Origin of the sequence: Rhodococcus cercidiphylli (assembly GCF_033042225.1) — a bacterium.
Classification (GTDB): Bacteria; Actinomycetota; Actinomycetes; order Mycobacteriales; family Mycobacteriaceae; genus Rhodococcoides.
Genome location: NZ_JAWLKE010000014.1, coordinates 21,649 through 38,958 on the forward strand (window position 1 = coordinate 21,649; position 17,310 = coordinate 38,958).

General features: G+C 65.2%; 16 protein-coding genes and 1 tRNA gene. 8 read left to right on the forward strand and 9 right to left on the reverse strand.

The window, feature by feature from the left end; translation table 11 throughout:
• Window positions 1-11: 11 nt before the first annotated feature.
• Genes thrC through argS form a run of 4 tightly spaced genes read right to left on the reverse strand, consistent with a single transcriptional unit; the run spans window position 12 to window position 5,444 of the window.
• A complete protein-coding gene (gene thrC / locus R3P95_RS25320; RefSeq protein ID WP_317534207.1) occupies window positions 12-1,079 on the reverse strand; it encodes a threonine synthase in 1,068 nt (355 codons plus the stop codon).
• A complete protein-coding gene (locus R3P95_RS25325; RefSeq protein ID WP_094669089.1) occupies window positions 1,076-2,377 on the reverse strand; it encodes a homoserine dehydrogenase in 1,302 nt (433 codons plus the stop codon). Before R3P95_RS25325 ends, thrC begins: the two co-directional genes overlap by 4 nt.
• Window positions 2,374-3,795: a diaminopimelate decarboxylase gene (gene lysA / locus R3P95_RS25330; RefSeq protein WP_269595643.1), complete on the reverse strand. Its 1,422-nt coding sequence runs from the start codon at window positions 3,793-3,795 to the stop codon at window positions 2,374-2,376. Before lysA ends, R3P95_RS25325 begins: the two co-directional genes overlap by 4 nt.
• On the reverse strand, window positions 3,792-5,444 hold the full coding sequence (argS, locus tag R3P95_RS25335) for an arginine--tRNA ligase (RefSeq protein WP_317549843.1): 1,653 nt from the start codon (window positions 5,442-5,444) through the stop codon (window positions 3,792-3,794). The genes lysA and argS overlap by 4 nt, the downstream gene beginning before the upstream one ends.
• Before the next feature lie 231 nt (window positions 5,445-5,675).
• Here argS and R3P95_RS25340 point away from each other — a divergent pair, with 231 nt between their 5' ends.
• The 8 genes from R3P95_RS25340 (at window position 5,676) to R3P95_RS25375 (ending at window position 11,868) form a co-directional block, all read left to right on the forward strand.
• Entirely contained in the window at window positions 5,676-6,557 is an 882-nt protein-coding gene (locus R3P95_RS25340) for a DUF3105 domain-containing protein (RefSeq protein WP_068048298.1), read from the forward strand.
• The gene (locus tag R3P95_RS25345; protein WP_269595641.1) at window positions 6,557-7,279 is read left to right on the forward strand and encodes a DUF305 domain-containing protein; all 723 of its coding nucleotides are present in this window, start codon (window positions 6,557-6,559) and stop codon (window positions 7,277-7,279) included. Before R3P95_RS25340 ends, R3P95_RS25345 begins: the two co-directional genes overlap by 1 nt.
• A gap of 68 nt (window positions 7,280-7,347) precedes the next feature.
• Window positions 7,348-7,420 (forward strand) — tRNA-Arg (locus R3P95_RS25350).
• A gap of 60 nt (window positions 7,421-7,480) precedes the next feature.
• Window positions 7,481-8,365 carry a hypothetical protein gene (locus tag R3P95_RS25355; protein ID WP_317549844.1) on the forward strand — a complete coding sequence of 295 codons (885 nt, stop codon included), beginning with the start codon at window positions 7,481-7,483 and terminating at the stop codon, window positions 8,363-8,365.
• A gap of 14 nt (window positions 8,366-8,379) precedes the next feature.
• On the forward strand, window positions 8,380-8,967 hold the full coding sequence (locus R3P95_RS25360) for a class I SAM-dependent DNA methyltransferase (protein WP_317549845.1): 588 nt from the start codon (window positions 8,380-8,382) through the stop codon (window positions 8,965-8,967).
• 61 nt (window positions 8,968-9,028) lie between these two features.
• Window positions 9,029-10,372: a DUF2254 domain-containing protein gene (locus R3P95_RS25365; protein ID WP_317549846.1), complete on the forward strand. Its 1,344-nt coding sequence runs from the start codon at window positions 9,029-9,031 to the stop codon at window positions 10,370-10,372.
• 35 nt (window positions 10,373-10,407) lie between these two features.
• A complete protein-coding gene (locus tag R3P95_RS25370; RefSeq protein WP_269595637.1) occupies window positions 10,408-10,941 on the forward strand; it encodes a MarR family winged helix-turn-helix transcriptional regulator in 534 nt (177 codons plus the stop codon).
• Between the two features lie 102 nt (window positions 10,942-11,043).
• Window positions 11,044-11,868: an Hsp70 family protein gene (locus R3P95_RS25375; protein WP_068048313.1), complete on the forward strand. Its 825-nt coding sequence runs from the start codon at window positions 11,044-11,046 to the stop codon at window positions 11,866-11,868.
• A gap of 11 nt (window positions 11,869-11,879) precedes the next feature.
• Here the strand turns inward: R3P95_RS25375 and R3P95_RS25380 are convergent, their stop codons facing one another.
• Genes R3P95_RS25380 through R3P95_RS25400 form a run of 5 tightly spaced genes read right to left on the reverse strand, consistent with a single transcriptional unit; the run spans window position 11,880 to window position 17,268 of the window.
• Window positions 11,880-12,656 carry an enoyl-CoA hydratase gene (locus tag R3P95_RS25380; RefSeq protein WP_317549847.1) on the reverse strand — a complete coding sequence of 259 codons (777 nt, stop codon included), beginning with the start codon at window positions 12,654-12,656 and terminating at the stop codon, window positions 11,880-11,882.
• Window positions 12,653-13,561, reverse strand: a complete 909-nt coding sequence (mmsB, locus tag R3P95_RS25385; RefSeq protein ID WP_317534202.1) for a 3-hydroxyisobutyrate dehydrogenase — start codon at window positions 13,559-13,561, stop codon at window positions 12,653-12,655. The genes R3P95_RS25380 and mmsB overlap by 4 nt, the downstream gene beginning before the upstream one ends.
• A complete protein-coding gene (locus R3P95_RS25390) occupies window positions 13,558-14,616 on the reverse strand; it encodes an enoyl-CoA hydratase/isomerase family protein (protein ID WP_317549848.1) in 1,059 nt (352 codons plus the stop codon). The genes mmsB and R3P95_RS25390 overlap by 4 nt, the downstream gene beginning before the upstream one ends.
• Window positions 14,613-15,752, reverse strand: a complete 1,140-nt coding sequence (locus R3P95_RS25395; protein WP_269595634.1) for an isobutyryl-CoA dehydrogenase — start codon at window positions 15,750-15,752, stop codon at window positions 14,613-14,615. Before R3P95_RS25395 ends, R3P95_RS25390 begins: the two co-directional genes overlap by 4 nt.
• 7 nt (window positions 15,753-15,759) lie before the next feature.
• Window positions 15,760-17,268 (reverse strand): CoA-acylating methylmalonate-semialdehyde dehydrogenase, encoded by a 1,509-nt coding sequence (locus R3P95_RS25400; protein WP_149408044.1) that lies wholly within the window; start codon window positions 17,266-17,268, stop codon window positions 15,760-15,762.
• Window positions 17,269-17,310: the final 42 nt, after the last annotated feature.

Here is a 17,310-nt window from a genome sequence, read left to right on the forward strand (position 1 = left end):
ATTCCGTCAACTCAGGCCAGCTCGAGCGCAGCCGCGACAGCGACGGGATCGACCGAAATGGGTTCTACGACAGGCATTCCCGACAGCGCCGTATCGGGGTCCTTGAGGCCGTTTCCGGTGACCGTGCACACGACGGTCAGGCCTGGTTCGAGCCAGCCTTCCTTTCGAGCTGCGAGGAGCCCGGCGACGCTGGCGGCGGAGGCCGGCTCCACGAACACGCCCTCGGTCTTGGCGATCAATCGGTACGCCTCGAGGATCTCCTCGTCGGTCGCGGCGCGGAATGCTCCGTTCGATTCTTCCTTGGCGTTGACGGCGCCGTTCCAGGATGCGGGCGAGCCGATCCGGATCGCGGTGGCGATGGTTTCCGGATCCTTCACCGGCGCACCGTGAACCAGCGGAGCAGCGCCCGCGGCCTGGACTCCGAGCATCCGCGGCTTGCGCGTGGTGAGACCGTCACGGAAGTACTCCGAGTAACCGCGCCAGTACGCGGTGATGTTGCCTGCGTTGCCGACCGGCAGTACGTGGATGTCCGGTGCGTCGCCGAGGGCGTCGCAGATCTCGAAGGCCGCGGTCTTCTGGCCTTCGATGCGGACGGGATTGACGGAGTTGACCAGACCGATGGTCGGGAACTCGGCCGTGGTCTTGCGGGCCAGTTCGAGGCAATCGTCGAAGTTGCCCTGCACCTGAATGATCTTGGCTCCGTGCATCACTGCCTGAGCGAGCTTGCCCATGGCGATCTTGCCCTGCGGAACCAAGACGGCACAGCTCATTCCGGCCTTGGCCGCGTAGGCAGCTGCGGAGGCCGAGGTGTTGCCGGTCGAGGCGCAGAGGACGGCCTCCTGACCTCGGGCGAGCGCGTCGGTGACGGCCATGGTCATCCCGCGGTCCTTGAAGGAGCCGGTGGGGTTGAGTCCCTCGACCTTGAGATGCACTGTGCACCCGGTCAGTTCGGACAGGTGCCCGGCCGGCAACAGCGGGGTCCCGCCCTCGCGCAGCGTGACGGTCTTCCAATCCGGGCCGATCGCCAGACGCGAACGGTATGCCTCGATCAGACCGGGCCAGGGGGTGTGGACGCTCATACGGTGGTGCCTTCCAATCGGAGAACGCTGGCGACGTGAACGACGACGTCGAGCTGCTCGAGGGATGCAACGGTGTCGGACAGTGCGGAGTCGGCCGCGAGGTGCGTGACGACGACGAGCCTGGCTCCGTCACCCGAGCCCTGCTGACGCACCGTGGAGATGCTGACGTCACGCTTGGAGAACTCGGCCGCTACGGTGGCGAGAACGCCGGGCTTGTCGGCTACCTGCATGCTGACGTAGTAGCGAGTGAGGATGTCACCCATGGGGGCCACCTTGAGCTTGGCGTACTTGGATTCGAGTGGGCCCCGTCCGCCGTAGAACTTGTTGCGAGCGGCCATCACCAGGTCGCCGAGTACTGCGGACGCGGTCGGCGCTCCGCCTGCACCCTGGCCGTAGAACATCAGGCGGCCGGCGGCCTCTGCTTCGACGACCACGGCGTTGAACGCACCGTTCACCGACGCCAACGGGTGGTTCAGCGGAACGAGCGCGGGGTAGACCCGTGCGGAGATTCGCTCCTTGCCCTTGGGCGTGACGATCCGCTCGCAGATGGCCAGCAGCTTGATGGTGCAGTCCAGGGATTTCGCGGTTTCGAGATCGTCCGAGGTGATCTTGCTGATGCCCTCGCGGTAGACGTCACCGGCAGTGACCCGCGTGTGGAATGCGATGGACGCCAGGATGGCGGCCTTCGACGCAGCGTCGTAGCCTTCGACGTCGGCGGTCGGGTCGGCCTCGGCGTAGCCCAGACGCCCTGCCTCGGCGAGGGTTTCGGCGTAGTCCGCTCCCGTCTCGTCCATGGCCGAGAGGATGAAGTTCGTGGTGCCGTTGACGATGCCGGCAACCTTGTTCACACGGTCACCCGCGAGAGACTGCATCAGCGGGCGGACCACGGGAATGGCTCCGGCCACGGCAGCCTCGAAATACAGGTCGGCACGCGACTTCTCGGCCGCGTCGGCCAGTTCCCCGGTGTACTCGGCCAGCAGAGCCTTGTTCGCCGTGATGACGGACTTGCCCTTCTCCAGGGCAGAGAGCACCAGCTTGCGGGGAATGTCGATGCCGCCGAGAACCTCGACGACGATGTCGACGTCGTCGCGGCCCACGAGCTCGGCCGGATCGTCGGTGAGCAGCTCGGCCGGAACTCCACGATCGCCGTCGACCCGACGCACAGCGATGCCACGAATCTCCAGTGGCGCACCGACTCTCGCCTCGAAGTCGTCAGCGTTCTCGGTGAGGATCCGAACGACCTCGCTGCCGACGTTTCCGAGTCCGAGTACGGCGACGCCTATCGGCTTCGATGTCATGGCTGAACCTCCAAGCTGAGCAGATCTTCGATGGTTTCCCGCCGCAGGATCAGGCGCGAGTGCCCGTCCTTGACCGCAACCACAGCGGGCCGCGTCAGCAGGTTGTAGCGACTGGACATGGAGTAGCAGTAGGCCCCGGTGGCCGCTACCGCGAGCAGGTCACCCGGCCCGACGTCTGCCGGCATCCATGTGTTCTTGATGACGATGTCGCCGCTCTCGCAATGCTTTCCGACGACCCGAGCCACGACGGCCTCGGCATCGCTCGTGCGCGAGACCAGCCGACAGTCGTATTCGGCCTGGTACAGCGAGGTTCGGATGTTGTCGCTCATGCCGCCGTCGACGCTGATGTAGCGCCTACGCGTCGACTTGTCGACGGTGACGTCCTTGATCGTGCCGACCTCGTAGAGCGTGACGGTGCCCGGTCCGGCGATGGCGCGGCCCGGCTCGACGGCGATCGTCGGGACCGGTAGACCCACTGCAGCGGACTCGGTCTCCACGATGGTGGTCAACTTCGCCGCGAGCTGCTCCACCGGCGGCGGATCGTCACTCGGCACGTACGAAATACCCATGCCGCCACCGAGATCCAGTGTCGAGATCTGCGCGGTCTTGTCGACGCCGAACTCCGAGACGATGTCTCGCAGCAGACCGATGACCTTGTGCGCTGCCAACTCGAAGCCGTCGACCTCGAATATCTGCGAACCGATGTGACTGTGCAGTCCGACGAGGCGAAGGTTGTCGGCAGCGAACACGCGCCGGACGGCGTCGAGCGCAGAGCCGTCGGCGAGCGAGAATCCGAACTTCTGATCCTCGTGCGCGGTGGCGATGAACTCGTGGGTATGCGCTTCGACACCGACGGTGATGCGAATGAGCACGTCCTGCACCACACCGGCCGCACCGGCGACGCCGTCGAGACGGTCGATCTCGATGTTGGAGTCGAGCACCACATGTTCGACGCCTGCGCGCACGCCCGCCTCGAGCTCGGCTACCGATTTGTTGTTGCCGTGCATGGCAATTCGGTCGGCCGGGAATCCGGCAGCCAACGCGATGGCCAGCTCGCCGCCGGAGCAGATGTCGAGTGAGAGCCCTTCGTCAGCCACCCAGCGTGCGATCTCGCCGCACAGGAAAGCCTTGGAGGCGTAGTGAACTCGTTCGGGTGCCCCGAATGCGGCGGCCATCTCACGGCAGCGCGAACGGAAGTCGTCCTCGTCGATGACGAACAACGGTGTGCCGTACTGCTCCGCGAGATCGGTGACCGATACTCCGGCGAGGCGGACGGTTCCGTCCTCACCACGCTCGGCGTTGCGGGGCCACACCTGCTCGGGCAGCGTCGTCATCTCCGACGCGTCGGCCGGGCGATGGGACATCGACTGCTTCGCGGGGGCGTCGGCATGCTTGGGTCCTGCCGGATGTGCGCTCACATGCGCTCCGGTGCGCTGACCCCGAGCAGTTCGAGGCCGTTGGCCAGGACCTGCCGGGTCGCGTTACCCAACGCCAGTCGTGCGGTGTTCACAGGTCCGGGCTCCTCGTCTCCTTGTGGAAGTACTCGACACGCGCCGTAGAAGCGGTGGTAGGCACCCGCCAGCTCTTCGAGGTAGCGGGCGATCCGGTGTGGTTCGCGCAGTTCGGCAGCGCTGGCCACCACGCGCGGGTACTCGCCGATCGTCCTGATCAGCTCGCCTTCTTGCTCGTGGGTGAGCAGGCTCAGATCCGGTTCATCAGCAACGATTCCCAGTTCGGCGGCATTGCGCGCGAGTGAGGCCAGGCGGGCGTGGGCGTACTGGACGTAGTACACCGGGTTCTCGTTGCTTGCGCTCGCCCACAGGGCGAGGTCGATGTCGATGCTGGAGTCGACGGACGAACGGATCATGACGTACCGGGAGGCGTCGACGCCGATGGCTTCGACCAGGCCGTCGAGGGTGATGACGGTTCCGGCACGCTTGCTCATCTTCACGGCCACGCCGTCGCGCACCAGGTTGACCATCTGGCCGATCAGCACCTCGACGGTCGCGGGGTCGTCTCCGAACGCAGCTGCGGCCGCCTTGAGCCGTCCGATGTATCCGTGGTGGTCCGCTCCGAGCATGTAGATGCACAGATCGAAGCCGCGCTGCCGCTTGTTCTGGAAGTAGGCGATGTCGCCGGCGATGTAGGCGGCGTTGCCGTCGCTCTTGATGACGACACGATCCTTGTCGTCGCCGTACTCGGTGGACCGTAGCCACCAGGCACCGTCCTCCTCGTAGAGGCTCCCCGAGCTCTTGAGGTACTCGACCGACTTCTCTACCTCACCCGAGTCGAACAGCGAATTCTCGTGGAAGTAGACATCGAAGTCGACGCCGAACTCGTGCAGATTGGCCTTGATCCGATCGAACATCAGCTGGGTGCCGATGGCTCGGAACGTCTCTTCCTGAGGTTCGGGGGCCAGCGCGAGCGCTTTCGGCTCCTGCACCAGCACCTGCTCGGCGATCTCGGCGATGTACTCGCCTGCGTAGCCGTTCTCCGGCGCGGGTTCACCCTTGGCCGCGGCGATCAGGGATCGGCTGAAGCGGGCGATCTGTGCGCCGTGATCGTTGAAGTAGTACTCGCGAGTGACCTCCGCACCATGGGCGGTCAGGATGCGACCGAGCGCATCGCCGACGGCTGCCCACCGGGTACCGCCGAGGTGCACCGGACCGGTCGGGTTGGCCGAGACGAACTCGAGATTGACCTTCTTGCCCGTCATCGAGGAACCGCTGCCGAAGGCCGCGCCTTCGGCGAGCACGCGGGCAACGATTTCGCCCTGCGCTGCAGCGGCCAGCCTGATGTTCAGGAATCCGGGGCCTGCGACGTCGGCGTCGGCGATGGCTGCGTCGGCGGCGAGAGCCTCCGCGAGCCAGCCGGCGAAGTCGCGGGGGTTGGCTCCGGCCTTCTTCGCGACCTGGAGTGCCACGTTGGTCGCGTAGTCGCCGTGCTCGGGATTTCGGGGACGCTCGACGGTCAGCTTCGCAGGGAGGACTGATGCATCCAGGCCGCGGTCGGCAAGCACCTTCGCGGCGGTCGCGTGAAGCAGTTCGGCAAGATCGGCGGGAGTCACAGGTAGCTATCCTATTGGCTGGTGCGCGGCGTCCTCGCATCCACTGCCCGTCTGCCGGCGAGCAACCTCGGACTGCGCGGTCCGCGCAGGCTCTGAGCACGCTCTCAGGCAGAGAACGTACAGTGAGGGCGCTCTGCGCTGATGGTCATCGGACGATGCTGTCACCAGCAGATACGCATCACCAGCGCAACCGAACACCACCTTTCCTCGACTGAGAGAGCAACTACAGCGATGCCAACGGGTCCCGACAAAGGCAGTCAGAACAAGTCGGCTGCGAAGGCAGACAAAGCCATCAATGCAGCCAACAAGAAGTCAGCTCGCAAGAAGAAGGGCGGCGTGCCCACCGCGACGGGCAGGCAGATTCCCTGGCTGACAGTTGCCGGTGTCGTTGTCGTCGTCGGTCTCGTTGCGGGCCTCGGGATCAATCTGTATCCGAAGTACCAGGACCGCGCCGAGGCGCAGAAGTTCGCGCCGAGCGAGGCCAATCAGGATCCGTCGACCGGCATCGAGGGTGTCGCGATCCAGGAGTACCCCGCGGCTCTGCACGTCGGGCGCACGCAGCGGGTCGCCTACGACCAGTCGCCGCCGTTCGGTGGACCGCACGATGCCGTGTGGGCCACCTGCACGGGAATCGTGTACCCCGAGGCCATTCGTACCGAGAATGCCGTGCACTCGCTCGAGCACGGTGCCGTCTGGGTCACCTACAACCCCGACGATCTGAACGAGGACCAGGTCCAGTCGCTGGCCGATCGCGTCGACGGTGAAACGCAGATGATGATGTCGCCGTACCCCGGCCTCGATTCCCCGGTCTCGCTGCAGTCCTGGGGCCACCAGCTCAAGTTGGACAGTGTGGACGACGAACGCATCGGCCAGTTCATCTCCGCCCTGCGCCTCAACCGTTTCGCCTACCCCGAGGTCGGGGCCAGCTGCGCATCGGTGCCGGGAACCGGTGACAACGCCTTCGACCCGGACAACCCGCCCCTGTTCGACGCCTCTGCACCCGGCGCGGACGCGGTACCGATGGACGGTGCCGGCATCACCCCCGATGCAAGCGAGACCGGCGGGACCGGCGGAGTTCAGCTGCCGAGCGATCTTCAGGTCCCCACCAACTGATGACCGAGCCGACGACAACCGACAGCGCGGACGCCACCGCGTCCGCCACCAAGCCGAGCCAGCGCACCGCGCTGGTTGCGCTGGCGCTGATCGCCGTCCTGGCGATCGGTTTCGCGCTGGGCTTTCTGGTGCAGAGTCCGTTCCGGGACGACGACACCGCACCCGCTGCGGATTCGGTGGACGTCGGCTTCGCGCAGGACATGACCGTGCACCACAACCAGGCGATCGAGATGGCGGCGGTGGCGTTGACCAACGCGCCGGATCAGGCCGTCAAGAGCCTGGCGTTCGACATGCTCACCTCGCAGCAGAACCAGGTGGGACAGATGCAGGGCTGGTTGGCCCTGTGGGACCGAGCGCCGATCTCGACCGACGGCTACATGACCTGGATGGCCGAGGACGACTCTCACGCTCACTCGATGGGCGGGATGTCCATGGATCCCGGATCCTCGGATCCCACCAGGGCCATGCCCGGCATGGCCAGTTCCGCTGAACTCGCCGCGCTTCGCCAGGCCACCGGCTCGGACGTCGACGTGATGTTCCTGCAACTCATGCTGCGCCACCACGAGGGCGGCCTGGCGATGATGGAGTACGCGCAGACTCACGCGCAGTCGCCGGCGGTGATCAATCTGGCGAACTCCATGGTCGCCACCCAGACCAGCGAGTCGACGCTGATGAAGCAGATGCTCGCCGAGAAGGGTGCGCAGCCGCTGCCCGAGGGGTGATTTCGGCTCGGGTCGCGGATGCGCTAGTCTTTCGTACAGCCCAACAGGCACACCGGTTAGTCCGGTGCGCCCCCGTAGCTCAGGGGATAGAGCGTTCGCCTCCGGAGCGAAAGGCCGCAGGTTCGAATCCTGCCGGGGGCACACATCTTTCACGCACGTCATCGTCGTACGGTGGCTGCTCGAACGAGACGGTGGACTTCGATGTCCGAGAATCTCCCCCGAGTCGAGACCGTCGTCGACGACCTGTACTCACTCCCTCCCGCTGATTTCGTCTCGCATCGTGCGGCATACGTAACCCGGTTCAAGAAGGCCGGCGACAAGGTCGGTGCCACCCGAATCGGCACCCTGCGCAAGCCCACGGTCGTGGCGTGGTTGGTGAACACCCTGGCTCGCCGAGACGAATCGGCTCTGGCGGAACTGTTCGATCTGGGTGAGCAACTCGAACGAGCCCAGCAGCGTGGCGACGGCCCCCGACTGCGTGAATTGTCCACTGCCCGAAGCACTTCGATACGCGCCCTGACCGATCGAGCAGTTTCGCTTGGACGTGACCTCGGGGCGACCGTCGGCGACAACGCTGCCCGCGAGGTCTCCAACACCCTGAACGCGGCGATGGCCGATGCCGAGATACGCGACCGCGTCCGCACGGGCAGAACCGTGGTGGCCGAAACGTACAGCGGCTTCGGGCCTGCGCTGCTCTCGATCGTTCCGGACTCTCCCGACGATGACGATGACGGCGATGACGACCCGGTTTCTCCCGAGGTCGAGGACGAACAGCAGAAAACCGACGAAGTCGAACGGAACCGACTGCTCGCCGAACTCGAGTCGGCCGAATCCGATCTCGATACCGCGCGAACCGAAGTCGACGAAGCCCAAGCGGACACCGAACGAAAAGCGTCCGAACTGCGCAGCGCTGCAGAAGAAGTCGAGCGAATCGAGGCGGAGCTGGAGGCCGCCGGAGCCCGAGCGCAGGCTGCGCGAGAAGCACACGAGGCCGGTGTCGTAAAGGCGGAGTCGACGGCGGCGGCACTCGAGGCAGCCCGCGCCCGGGTCGTCGAAGCCCGGTCGGCTCTCGACTCCCTGACCTGACCTACCCTGGCGGGGTGACCACACGCTGGCAAGCCGAGAACTCCGCAGACGATTCCGCGCGCTACATCGAGCGATTCGACCGCCTGGCCGAACGCGGCGTGGATCTGCACGGCGAAGCCCGCATGGTCGACGCGGTGGTCTCGCCCGCGTCGAGCATTCTCGATGCCGGATGTGGGACCGGCCGACTCGGTGTCGAGTTGGCCCGCCGCGGACACCGTGTGACCGCAGTGGATCTCGATCCCGTTCTGGCCGAGGCCGCTCGAGCACACCCCGAACTCGACGTCCATGTCGCCGATCTGACGACGCTCGATCTGGGCCGGACGTTCGACGCGGCCGTGGCAGCGGGCAACGTACTCGTCTTCATGAAGCCCGGGACCGAACGCACTGCGCTCCAACGCATCTGGGCACACCTGACCGACGGCGGAGTGTTCGTTACCGGATTCGCCACCGATCGGGAGTACACCGTGGACATGCTCGACGAGGATCTGGCGGCAGTCGGCTTCGTCCTCGAGCACCGATTCTCGACGTGGGATCTGCGGCCGTGGCGCACCGACGCGGACTGGGCGGTCACCGTGGCACGAAAGCCGACCCTGCTGGTCTGAATCGAGCGACGGGATTCGATACCGAGGGTTGATTCGGACGCCTACGGGAAGACTGTGCGTCATGAAGGAACACATGGCGAAGCTGCGGGAGTCGTTCTGGTTCATTCCCGCTGTCCTCGGGGTTGTCGCACTCGTGCTCGCGCAGGCCTTGGTGAGTCTCGATCGCTATCTGCTCGATACCCGGGTGGATCTGACGGGCTCGCTGCTCTATCACGTGGGTGCCAGTGGCAGCCGAGACATCCTCGGTGCCATCGGCGGGTCCATGCTCGGCGTGGCCGCGACGTCGTTCTCCATCACCATCTCGGTCCTCGCCACCGCCAGTTCGTCGTACGGCCCCCGCCTGGTGCGCAATTTCATGGCCGATCGCGGCAACCAGGTGGTACTCGGCATCTTCGGCGCCACTTTCCTGTATTCGCTGATGGTGCTGCGGTCGATTCGCTCGATCGAATCCGACGGATCGGTCTTCGTACCGGACATCGCCGTCAACGTTGCCGTCGCACTCGCGGTGGTCGACGTGGGTGTGCTCGTCTACTTCATCCATCACATCGCGCAGTCGATCCAGGTGGCGACGCTGTCCGCCCGCGTCCGAGACGAACTCTCGGAGTCCGTCGACGCGCTGTACCCGCCCGAGCAACCCGCCGATGCGACGTCGGCGGAGGGCATAGTCAAGCCGCCCGTCTACACCACGGTGCTGGCCGAGGAGTCCGGGGTGATCATCGACATCGACGAGAGCGCCGTACTGAACATCGCGACCGACACCGACAGCGTGATCGACATTCATCGGGTACCCGGTGAACACGTCGTTGCCGGCGAACCGCTCGCCGACATTCTGGCCGACCGATCGGCGGACATCTCCGCGGACGCGATCGAACGAGTTCGAGGGGCGTTCGACATCGGCACCAGTCGAACACCCCGACACGACATCGCCTTCGCCGTCGAACAGATGACCGAGATGGCAGTACGGGCCCTGTCGACAGGCGTCAACGACCCCTATACGGCACGCAACGCCATCGACGATCTCACGGTCGGACTCGTCGCGGTCGTCCAGCGTCCCAAGCCCTCTCGCGCTCGGTGCGGCTCCGACGGCACCGTACGGGTGATCACCCGTCGCGTCGGCGTTCCGTCACTGATCGACCATGCCCTCGATGCGGTGCGGATCTACGGCACCGGCAGCCCCATGGTGGTGCAGGCCGGAATTCGCCTCGCCGAGCGAGTGGGTCGTGCGGCACACGATTCCGAGAACGTCGACGCCGTACTGACTCAACTGGATTTGCTGGACCGCGCGTTGGCCTCCGGCGACACCGATACCGCCCGCACAGCCGAAGCCCGCGAGCAGATCTCGCTTGCCCGCGCCGCGATCACGGATCGGGTTCCGCTCGCAGTACCTCGCGTCGTCATTCGGTAGACGCCGCAACCGGACACCGTGGGAGGATGGTCGGTATGCCAGCACCGTCTCCGCTTCCCCTCGATCCCATTGCAGAGGCACACCGCCAGTGGACCAAACACGGATGGTCCGACGCCGCCGACGGTATGGCCGCAGTGACCTCGTTGATGCGCGCGCAGCAGATCATGCTCGCCCGAGTCGAGGAAGCGTTGAAGCCGACGGGACTGACCTTTTCGCGCTACGAGCTGCTGACGTTGTTGACCTTCACCAAGAACGGGGCTCTGCCGATGGCGAAGGCGAGCGCACGTCTGCAGGTGCATCCCACGAGCGTGACCAACGCTGTCGATCGTCTCGAGTCCGTGGGATACGTTCGACGCATCCCACATCCGAGCGATCGGCGCACCACACTGGTCGAAATCACCGAGCAGGGACGCACATTGGCAGTCGAGGCCACCGAGCGGTTGAACTCACTGGTATTCGCACGCCCCGGTCTGGCACGGGACAAATTACTGGCGCTCGTTCGGATCTTGGCGGAACTCCGTTCGGATGCAGGCGATTTCGACAGTGACGAGATCACTACATCGTTCTGAGTTCGATCGTGACTCGTCACAAGACAATGGCACACCCGTACCGTTCGTGGTGCAATTGCTCCAGGAACAGGTCGGAGCCGATCTGCTGAAGGGCGGGGCGGGGTGCTGGTTTTGGGGGTCGGGGCGGGTGCGCACGGCGCACGCGCAATTCTGACGTATCTGGACAGCCCCCACCGCACACCCATCGTGTCCAGGACGGTGCGCCGAGCCCCGGGTCAGTCGCTGTCCACCACGATCGCCACCGGCGTCGACGCCATCCACTCCATCGCCGCGACGATGTCGCTCCCGGTTCAGTTCTCCGCCATCGCCTATCGGGTTGCCACCGATCCCGGTTCGGTCGCCACCAGCGGTACGGCCCGCACGGCCTCGCTCGTTCCGGAAACCGCTGCGCAGGTGCGCTATCTGCGTTTCATCGGGCTGGTGCCCAATCACGGCGTCACCGTGTTGTGCGATATCGGAAGCACCGGAACCACTGTCACCGTCATCGACCTGGCGTCCACTCGCACGCTCATGACGCGGCGAACGGCCACGTTCTGCGGCGACGATCTCGATCACTCGGTTCGGCGGCTGCTCTCGTCCAACGGTGTTCGTATCGGAATCGACGCCAGCCGGTCCATCAAGGAGCAGCTGAGCGTCGACTCCGTCGTCAGCACCACCGATCCATCCGGTGCCGCGCGGCATGTGCTGACCCGACGCGACTTCGACGATCTGATCGCCGGACCGGTGCGGTACGCGGGCATGTTGGTGGAGCAGACCATCGAATTGTCCGGTGCCAGACCGCAGTCCATCGTCGTGGTGGGCGGCGGCGCGAACATCACCTCGATCGCGCGGTCTCTCGAGCTGCGAACCGGCCTGACGACGCTGGTGCCGTCGATGCCGGAGTTGGTCTCGGCACGCGGGGCCGCCCTCCTGTCCCCCGACAGGTAGGGTCGCCGGCCCTACCGGTGCTGGAAGTTCGGCGTTCTCTTCTCGATGAAGGCCGACATGCCTTCCTTCTGGTCCTCGGTGGCGAAGGTCGAGTGAAACACGCGGCGCTCGAACAGAACACCCTCGCGAAGGCTCGACTCGAACGATCGGTTCACTGCTTCCTTGGCCATCATGGCGACCGGGAGAGACATCTCGGCGATGGTGGTGGCGGTCGCGATGGCGTCGTCGAGTAGATCCGCGACCGGCACGATGCGCGAGACCAGCCCTGCTCGCTCGGCTTCCTCGACCTTCATGTTGCGACCGGTCAAGCACATCTCCATGGCCTTGGCCTTGCCCACTGCACGCGTCAGGCGCTGCGACCCGCCGATGCCCGGAATGACGCCCAGCTTGATCTCGGGTTGCCCGAATACCGCGGTGTCCGAGGCGATCAGAACGTCGCACAGCATGGCGAGTTCGCATCCACCGCCGAGTGCGTAACCGGACACCGCCGCGATCAACGGCGTTCGAGCCGATGCCAGTCGGTCCCAGGCGGCGAAGAAGTCGTCGAGATACACGTTCATGTAGGACTTGGGCTGCATCTCCTTGATGTCGGCCCCGGCCGCGAAGGCCCGTTCGGAACCGGTGATGAGAATTGCACCGATGTCGGAGTCCGCGTCGAGTTCCTCGACCACCGAGACGACCTCGCGCATCAACTGGGAATTGAGCGCGTTCAACGCCTTGGGACGGTTGAGCGTGATGATGCCGACGCGTCCCCGACGTTCGAGCAGAATGGTCTCGTAGTCACTCACAGGTCTGCTCCGTTCGAGCGCTCGCGGATGTCGTTGATGATGCCGGAGAAGTCGACATCGGTGCCGCCCCCGGTTGTTTCCTTGAAGCGAGCGTACAACTCGGCCGCCCGTAGGCCCAGAACACCCTCGACACCGTTGTCGCGCAGTGCATTGGCGGCCAGGCCCAGATCCTTGTCCATGAGCGCCGCGGCGAAGCCGGGCTTGTACTCGTTGTTGGCGGGGCTCGTCGGTACGGGACCGGGCACCGGGCAATTGGTCGTCAGTGCCCAGCATTGACCGGACGCAGTCGAGGCCACGTCGAACAACGCCTGGTTGCTCAGGCCGAGTTTCTCCCCCAATACGAACGCCTCGCTGATGGCGATCATCGACACTCCGAGAATCATGTTGTTGCAGATCTTGGCTGCCTGGCCGTTGCCCGCTGCGCCGCAGTGCACCACCTTGCGACCCATGACGTCGAGAACTGCTGCAGCAGAGGCGAAATCCTCTTCGGATCCGCCCACCATGAATGTCAACGTTCCCGCCGCCGCTCCCCCGACACCACCGGAGACCGGTGCGTCCAGACTGCGGTGGCCCGCCTCGTGCACCAGCTTGTGCGCGGTGTGCGCGTCGGCGACGTCGATGGTCGAGGAGTCGATGAACAACGTGCCCGGCGCGGCAGCAGGCAGCAGGTCCGCGTACAACCCGAGTACCAGTTTGCCGTTGGGCAGCATCGTGATGACGATGTCGGCATCGGCGACGGCGGCCACGGCCGATTCGACCACGGTGACGCCGTCCTTCGTGGCCTGCTCGAGCGCGGCGGGCACCAGATCGAAGCCCTGCACCGTGTAGCCGGCCGCAGCCAGATTGGCGGCCATCGGTCCACCCATGTGGCCGAGGCCGATGAAGCCGATCGTCTTCTCGCTCATGACTGCTCACCTTCTGTGTGTGCGTTCGACAGGCCCAGTTCCGCGTCCCCGAGAGGTGCGAAGTACCGGTCGACGTCCTCGGGCGTGACGTCTGCCGACGTACGCGGTTGCCATTGCGGGTTGCGGTCCTTCTCGACCACCTGTGCTCGAATTCCTTCGACGAGGTCGTGACTGCTCAGGGATGCGACCGACACGCGGTACTCCTCGTCGAGCACTGACTCCAGCGTCGGCAGCGTGGCCGCCCGGCGCAGCGACCTCAGCGTCACGGCCAGCGACACAGGCGATTTGGACGCGATGTCCTCTGCGGACTTCTGCGCCTCCGGCACCGTGCTGGCTGCCAGAGCGTCGACGATGCCCTGGACGTCGTCGCCTGCGTAGCACTCGTCGATCCATCCCTGCTGACCGGCAATCGTGGACTCCGGTGCCGGCTCGCTGAACGTCGCGACGGCCTCTCCGACGCTGACCGTCTCGAGTGCCGAGTAGAAGTCTTCCAGCTTGTCGGACGGGATGTAGTGATCGGCGAAACCGACTGCGATGGCGTCGCCGGCATTCATCCGCGCCGTGGTGAGCGCGAAGTGGGTGCCGATCTCGCCCGGGGCACGCGAAAGTAGGTACGTACCACCCACATCCGGAACGAAACCGATTCCGACCTCGGGCATCGCGATCTTCGATCGCTCGGTGACGATGCGAGTGTTGGCATGTGCCGAGAGCCCGACGCCTCCGCCCATGACGATGCCGTCCATGATGGCGACGAACGGCTTGGGGAATCGAGCGATCGCGGCGTTGAGGATGTACTCTTCGCGCCAGAAATCCTTGCTGCCGCTGCCACCGTCCTTGGCGTCGTGGTAGATGGAGACGATGTCTCCGCCTGCGCACAGTCCTCGCTCACCGGCTCCGGTCAGAAGGACGACATCGACAGCGTCGTCGGTTGCCCACTGCGCCAACGCCGGCGCGATCTCACGCACCATCGCATGATCGAGCGCATTGATCGCTTTGGGGCGGTTCAGGGTGATCCGACCGATTCCGCCGGAGACCTCGAGGATGACGTCGCTCATGCGGCACCCACGATCGAACGCGCCACAACCACTCGCATGATCTCGTTGGTCCCTTCCAGAATCTGGTGCACTCGGAGGTCACGAACGATCTTCTCGACGCCGTACTCGCTGAGGTAGCCGTACCCACCCAGCAGCTGCAACGCGCCGTTGGCGACCTCGAAACCGGTGTCGGTTCCGAAACGCTTCGCCATCGCGCACATCTCGACCTTGTCCGCAGCGTCGTTCTGCAACGCGTCCGCGGCCCGCCACAGCAGCGTGCGGGCGGCTTCGAGTTCGGTCTTGAAATCGGCCAGTCGGAACTGGAGCGCCTGTGCATCGAGCAACCGTGCCCCGAACGCCTTGCGCTCGGCGAGGTACGCAACGGCCTTGTCGAGGGCGGACTGCGCTCCGCCGATCGAGCACGCGGCGATATTGATGCGTCCGCCGTTGAGTCCGTTCATGGCGATACGGAACCCGTCGCCCTCGTTGCCGAGCAGATTCTCGGCCGGAATGCGGACTCCTTCGAGAACGACCTGCCGGGTGGGTTGAGCGTTCCACCCCATCTTCTTCTCGTTGGCTCCGAAGGACAGTCCCGCCGAGTCCTTCGGCACGATGAACGCGGAGATGCCACGAGGGCCCGGTGCACCGGTGCGCGCCATGACGACGTACACCTCGGAAGTGCCTGCGCCGGAGATGAATTGCTTGACGCCGTCCAACACGTATTCGTCACCGTCGCGCACCGCCTTGGTGCCGAGCATCGCGGCATCCGATCCCGCGCCTGGCTCGGTGAGGCAGTAGCTGCCCAGCTGATCCATCGTGCACAGGCCCGGCAGCCAACGCTGCCTCTGCTCGTCGGTTCCGTAGGTGTCGATCATCCAGGCGACCATGTTGTGAATGGAGATGTATGCCGCGATGGACGGGTCACCGGTGGCCAGCTGCTCGAAGATCCGCACCGAATCGACTCTGGTCAGACCCGATCCGCCCACGTCCTCGCGAATGTAGATGCCGCCCATTCCCAGTCCCGCTGCCTTGCGCAGCACGTCCACGGGGAAATGCTTGCTCTGGTCCCATTCGATCGCGTTCGGGGCCAGAAACTCGTCGGCGAATTCACGAGCGGTGTCGTTGATCGCCCGCTCGTCCTCGTTCAATGTGAACATCGCCGAATCAGTCCATGTTCGGAATGACGAAGTGATTCTGTGCCGCAGCCTCTTTGGTGCCCGACGGCCAGCGCTGCGTGACGGTCTTGGTCTTGGTGTAGAAGCGGATCGAATCGGGTCCGTGCTGGTTCAGATCACCGAATCCCGAACGCTTCCAACCACCGAACGTGTGGTACGCGATCGGTACCGGAATCGGCACGTTGACCCCGACCATGCCCACCTGGACGCGGGAGCAGAAATCGCGTGCAGTGTCGCCGTCACGGGTGAAAATGGACACGCCGTTGCCGTATTCGTGCTCGGTGGGCAGGCGCAGCGCGTCCTCGTAGTCCTTCGCACGAACGACGATCAGGACGGGCCCGAAGATCTCTTCCTTGTAGATCCGCATGTCGGTCGTCACTCTGTCGAACAGTGTGGCGCCCGCGAAGAATCCACCCTCGTGGCCTTCGAGGCTGAAACCGCGCCCGTCGACGACCAACTCGGCACCCTCGTCGACACCGATCTGGGTGTAGTCGTTGACGCGCTTCAACGCATCGCTACCCACAAGCGGGCCGAAATCCGCGTCCTCGTCGTCGGAGCGACCGATCTTCAGCTTCGCCACCCGCTCGGTGAGCTTGGCGACGAGCGCATCCGCGGTCTCTTCACCCACCGGAACCGCGACGGAAATGGCCATGCAACGCTCGCCCGCGGAACCGTAGGCGGCACCGAGAAGGGCGTCGGCGACCTCGTCGAGATCGGCGTCGGGCATCACCAGGGCGTGGTTCTTGGCTCCACCGAAGCACTGTGCGCGCTTGCCGTGTTTCGCTGCGGTCTCGTAGATGTACTGCGCGATGGGAGTCGAGCCGACGAACCCGATCGCCTTGACGCGGTCGTCGGTGAGCAGTACGTCGACGGCGGTCTTGTCACCGTTGACGACGTTGAACACACCCGGCGGCAGTCCTGCTTCGAGGAAGAGCTCGGCGAGCTTGAGCGGGACGGACGGGTCGCGCTCGGAGGGCTTCAGGATGAACGCGTTTCCGCAGGCGATGGCCGGGCCGGCCTTCCACAGGGGAATCATCGCGGGGAAGTTGAAGGGGGTGATTCCGGCTACGACGCCGAGCGGCTGACGCATCGAGTAGACGTCGATTCCGCCGCCTGCACCCTCGGTGTACTCACCCTTGAGCAGATGCGGGACGCCGACGGCGAACTCCACGACCTCGACGCCGCGCTGGATGTCGCCCTTGGCGTCGGCGATCGTCTTGCCGTGCTCGGAGGACAGCAGGCGGGCAAGTTCCTCGGTGTCGCGAGTGACGAGCGCCAGGAACTTCATCAGGACTCGCGCTCGGCGCTGCGGGTTCCACTTGGCCCATTCACGTTGGGCCTGTTCGGCATCGGCGATGACGGCCTCGACCTCGGATACGTCGGCCAGGGGAACACGGGCCTGAACCTCGCCGGTGTTGGGGTCGAACACGTCCCCGAAGTTTCCGGAGGTGCCGGCGACATGCTTGCCGCCGATGAAGTGCGTGAGTTCGCGAGCCATGGAGTTTGTCCGTCCTCGAGCGTGGAAGTGAAGTACGCCCAT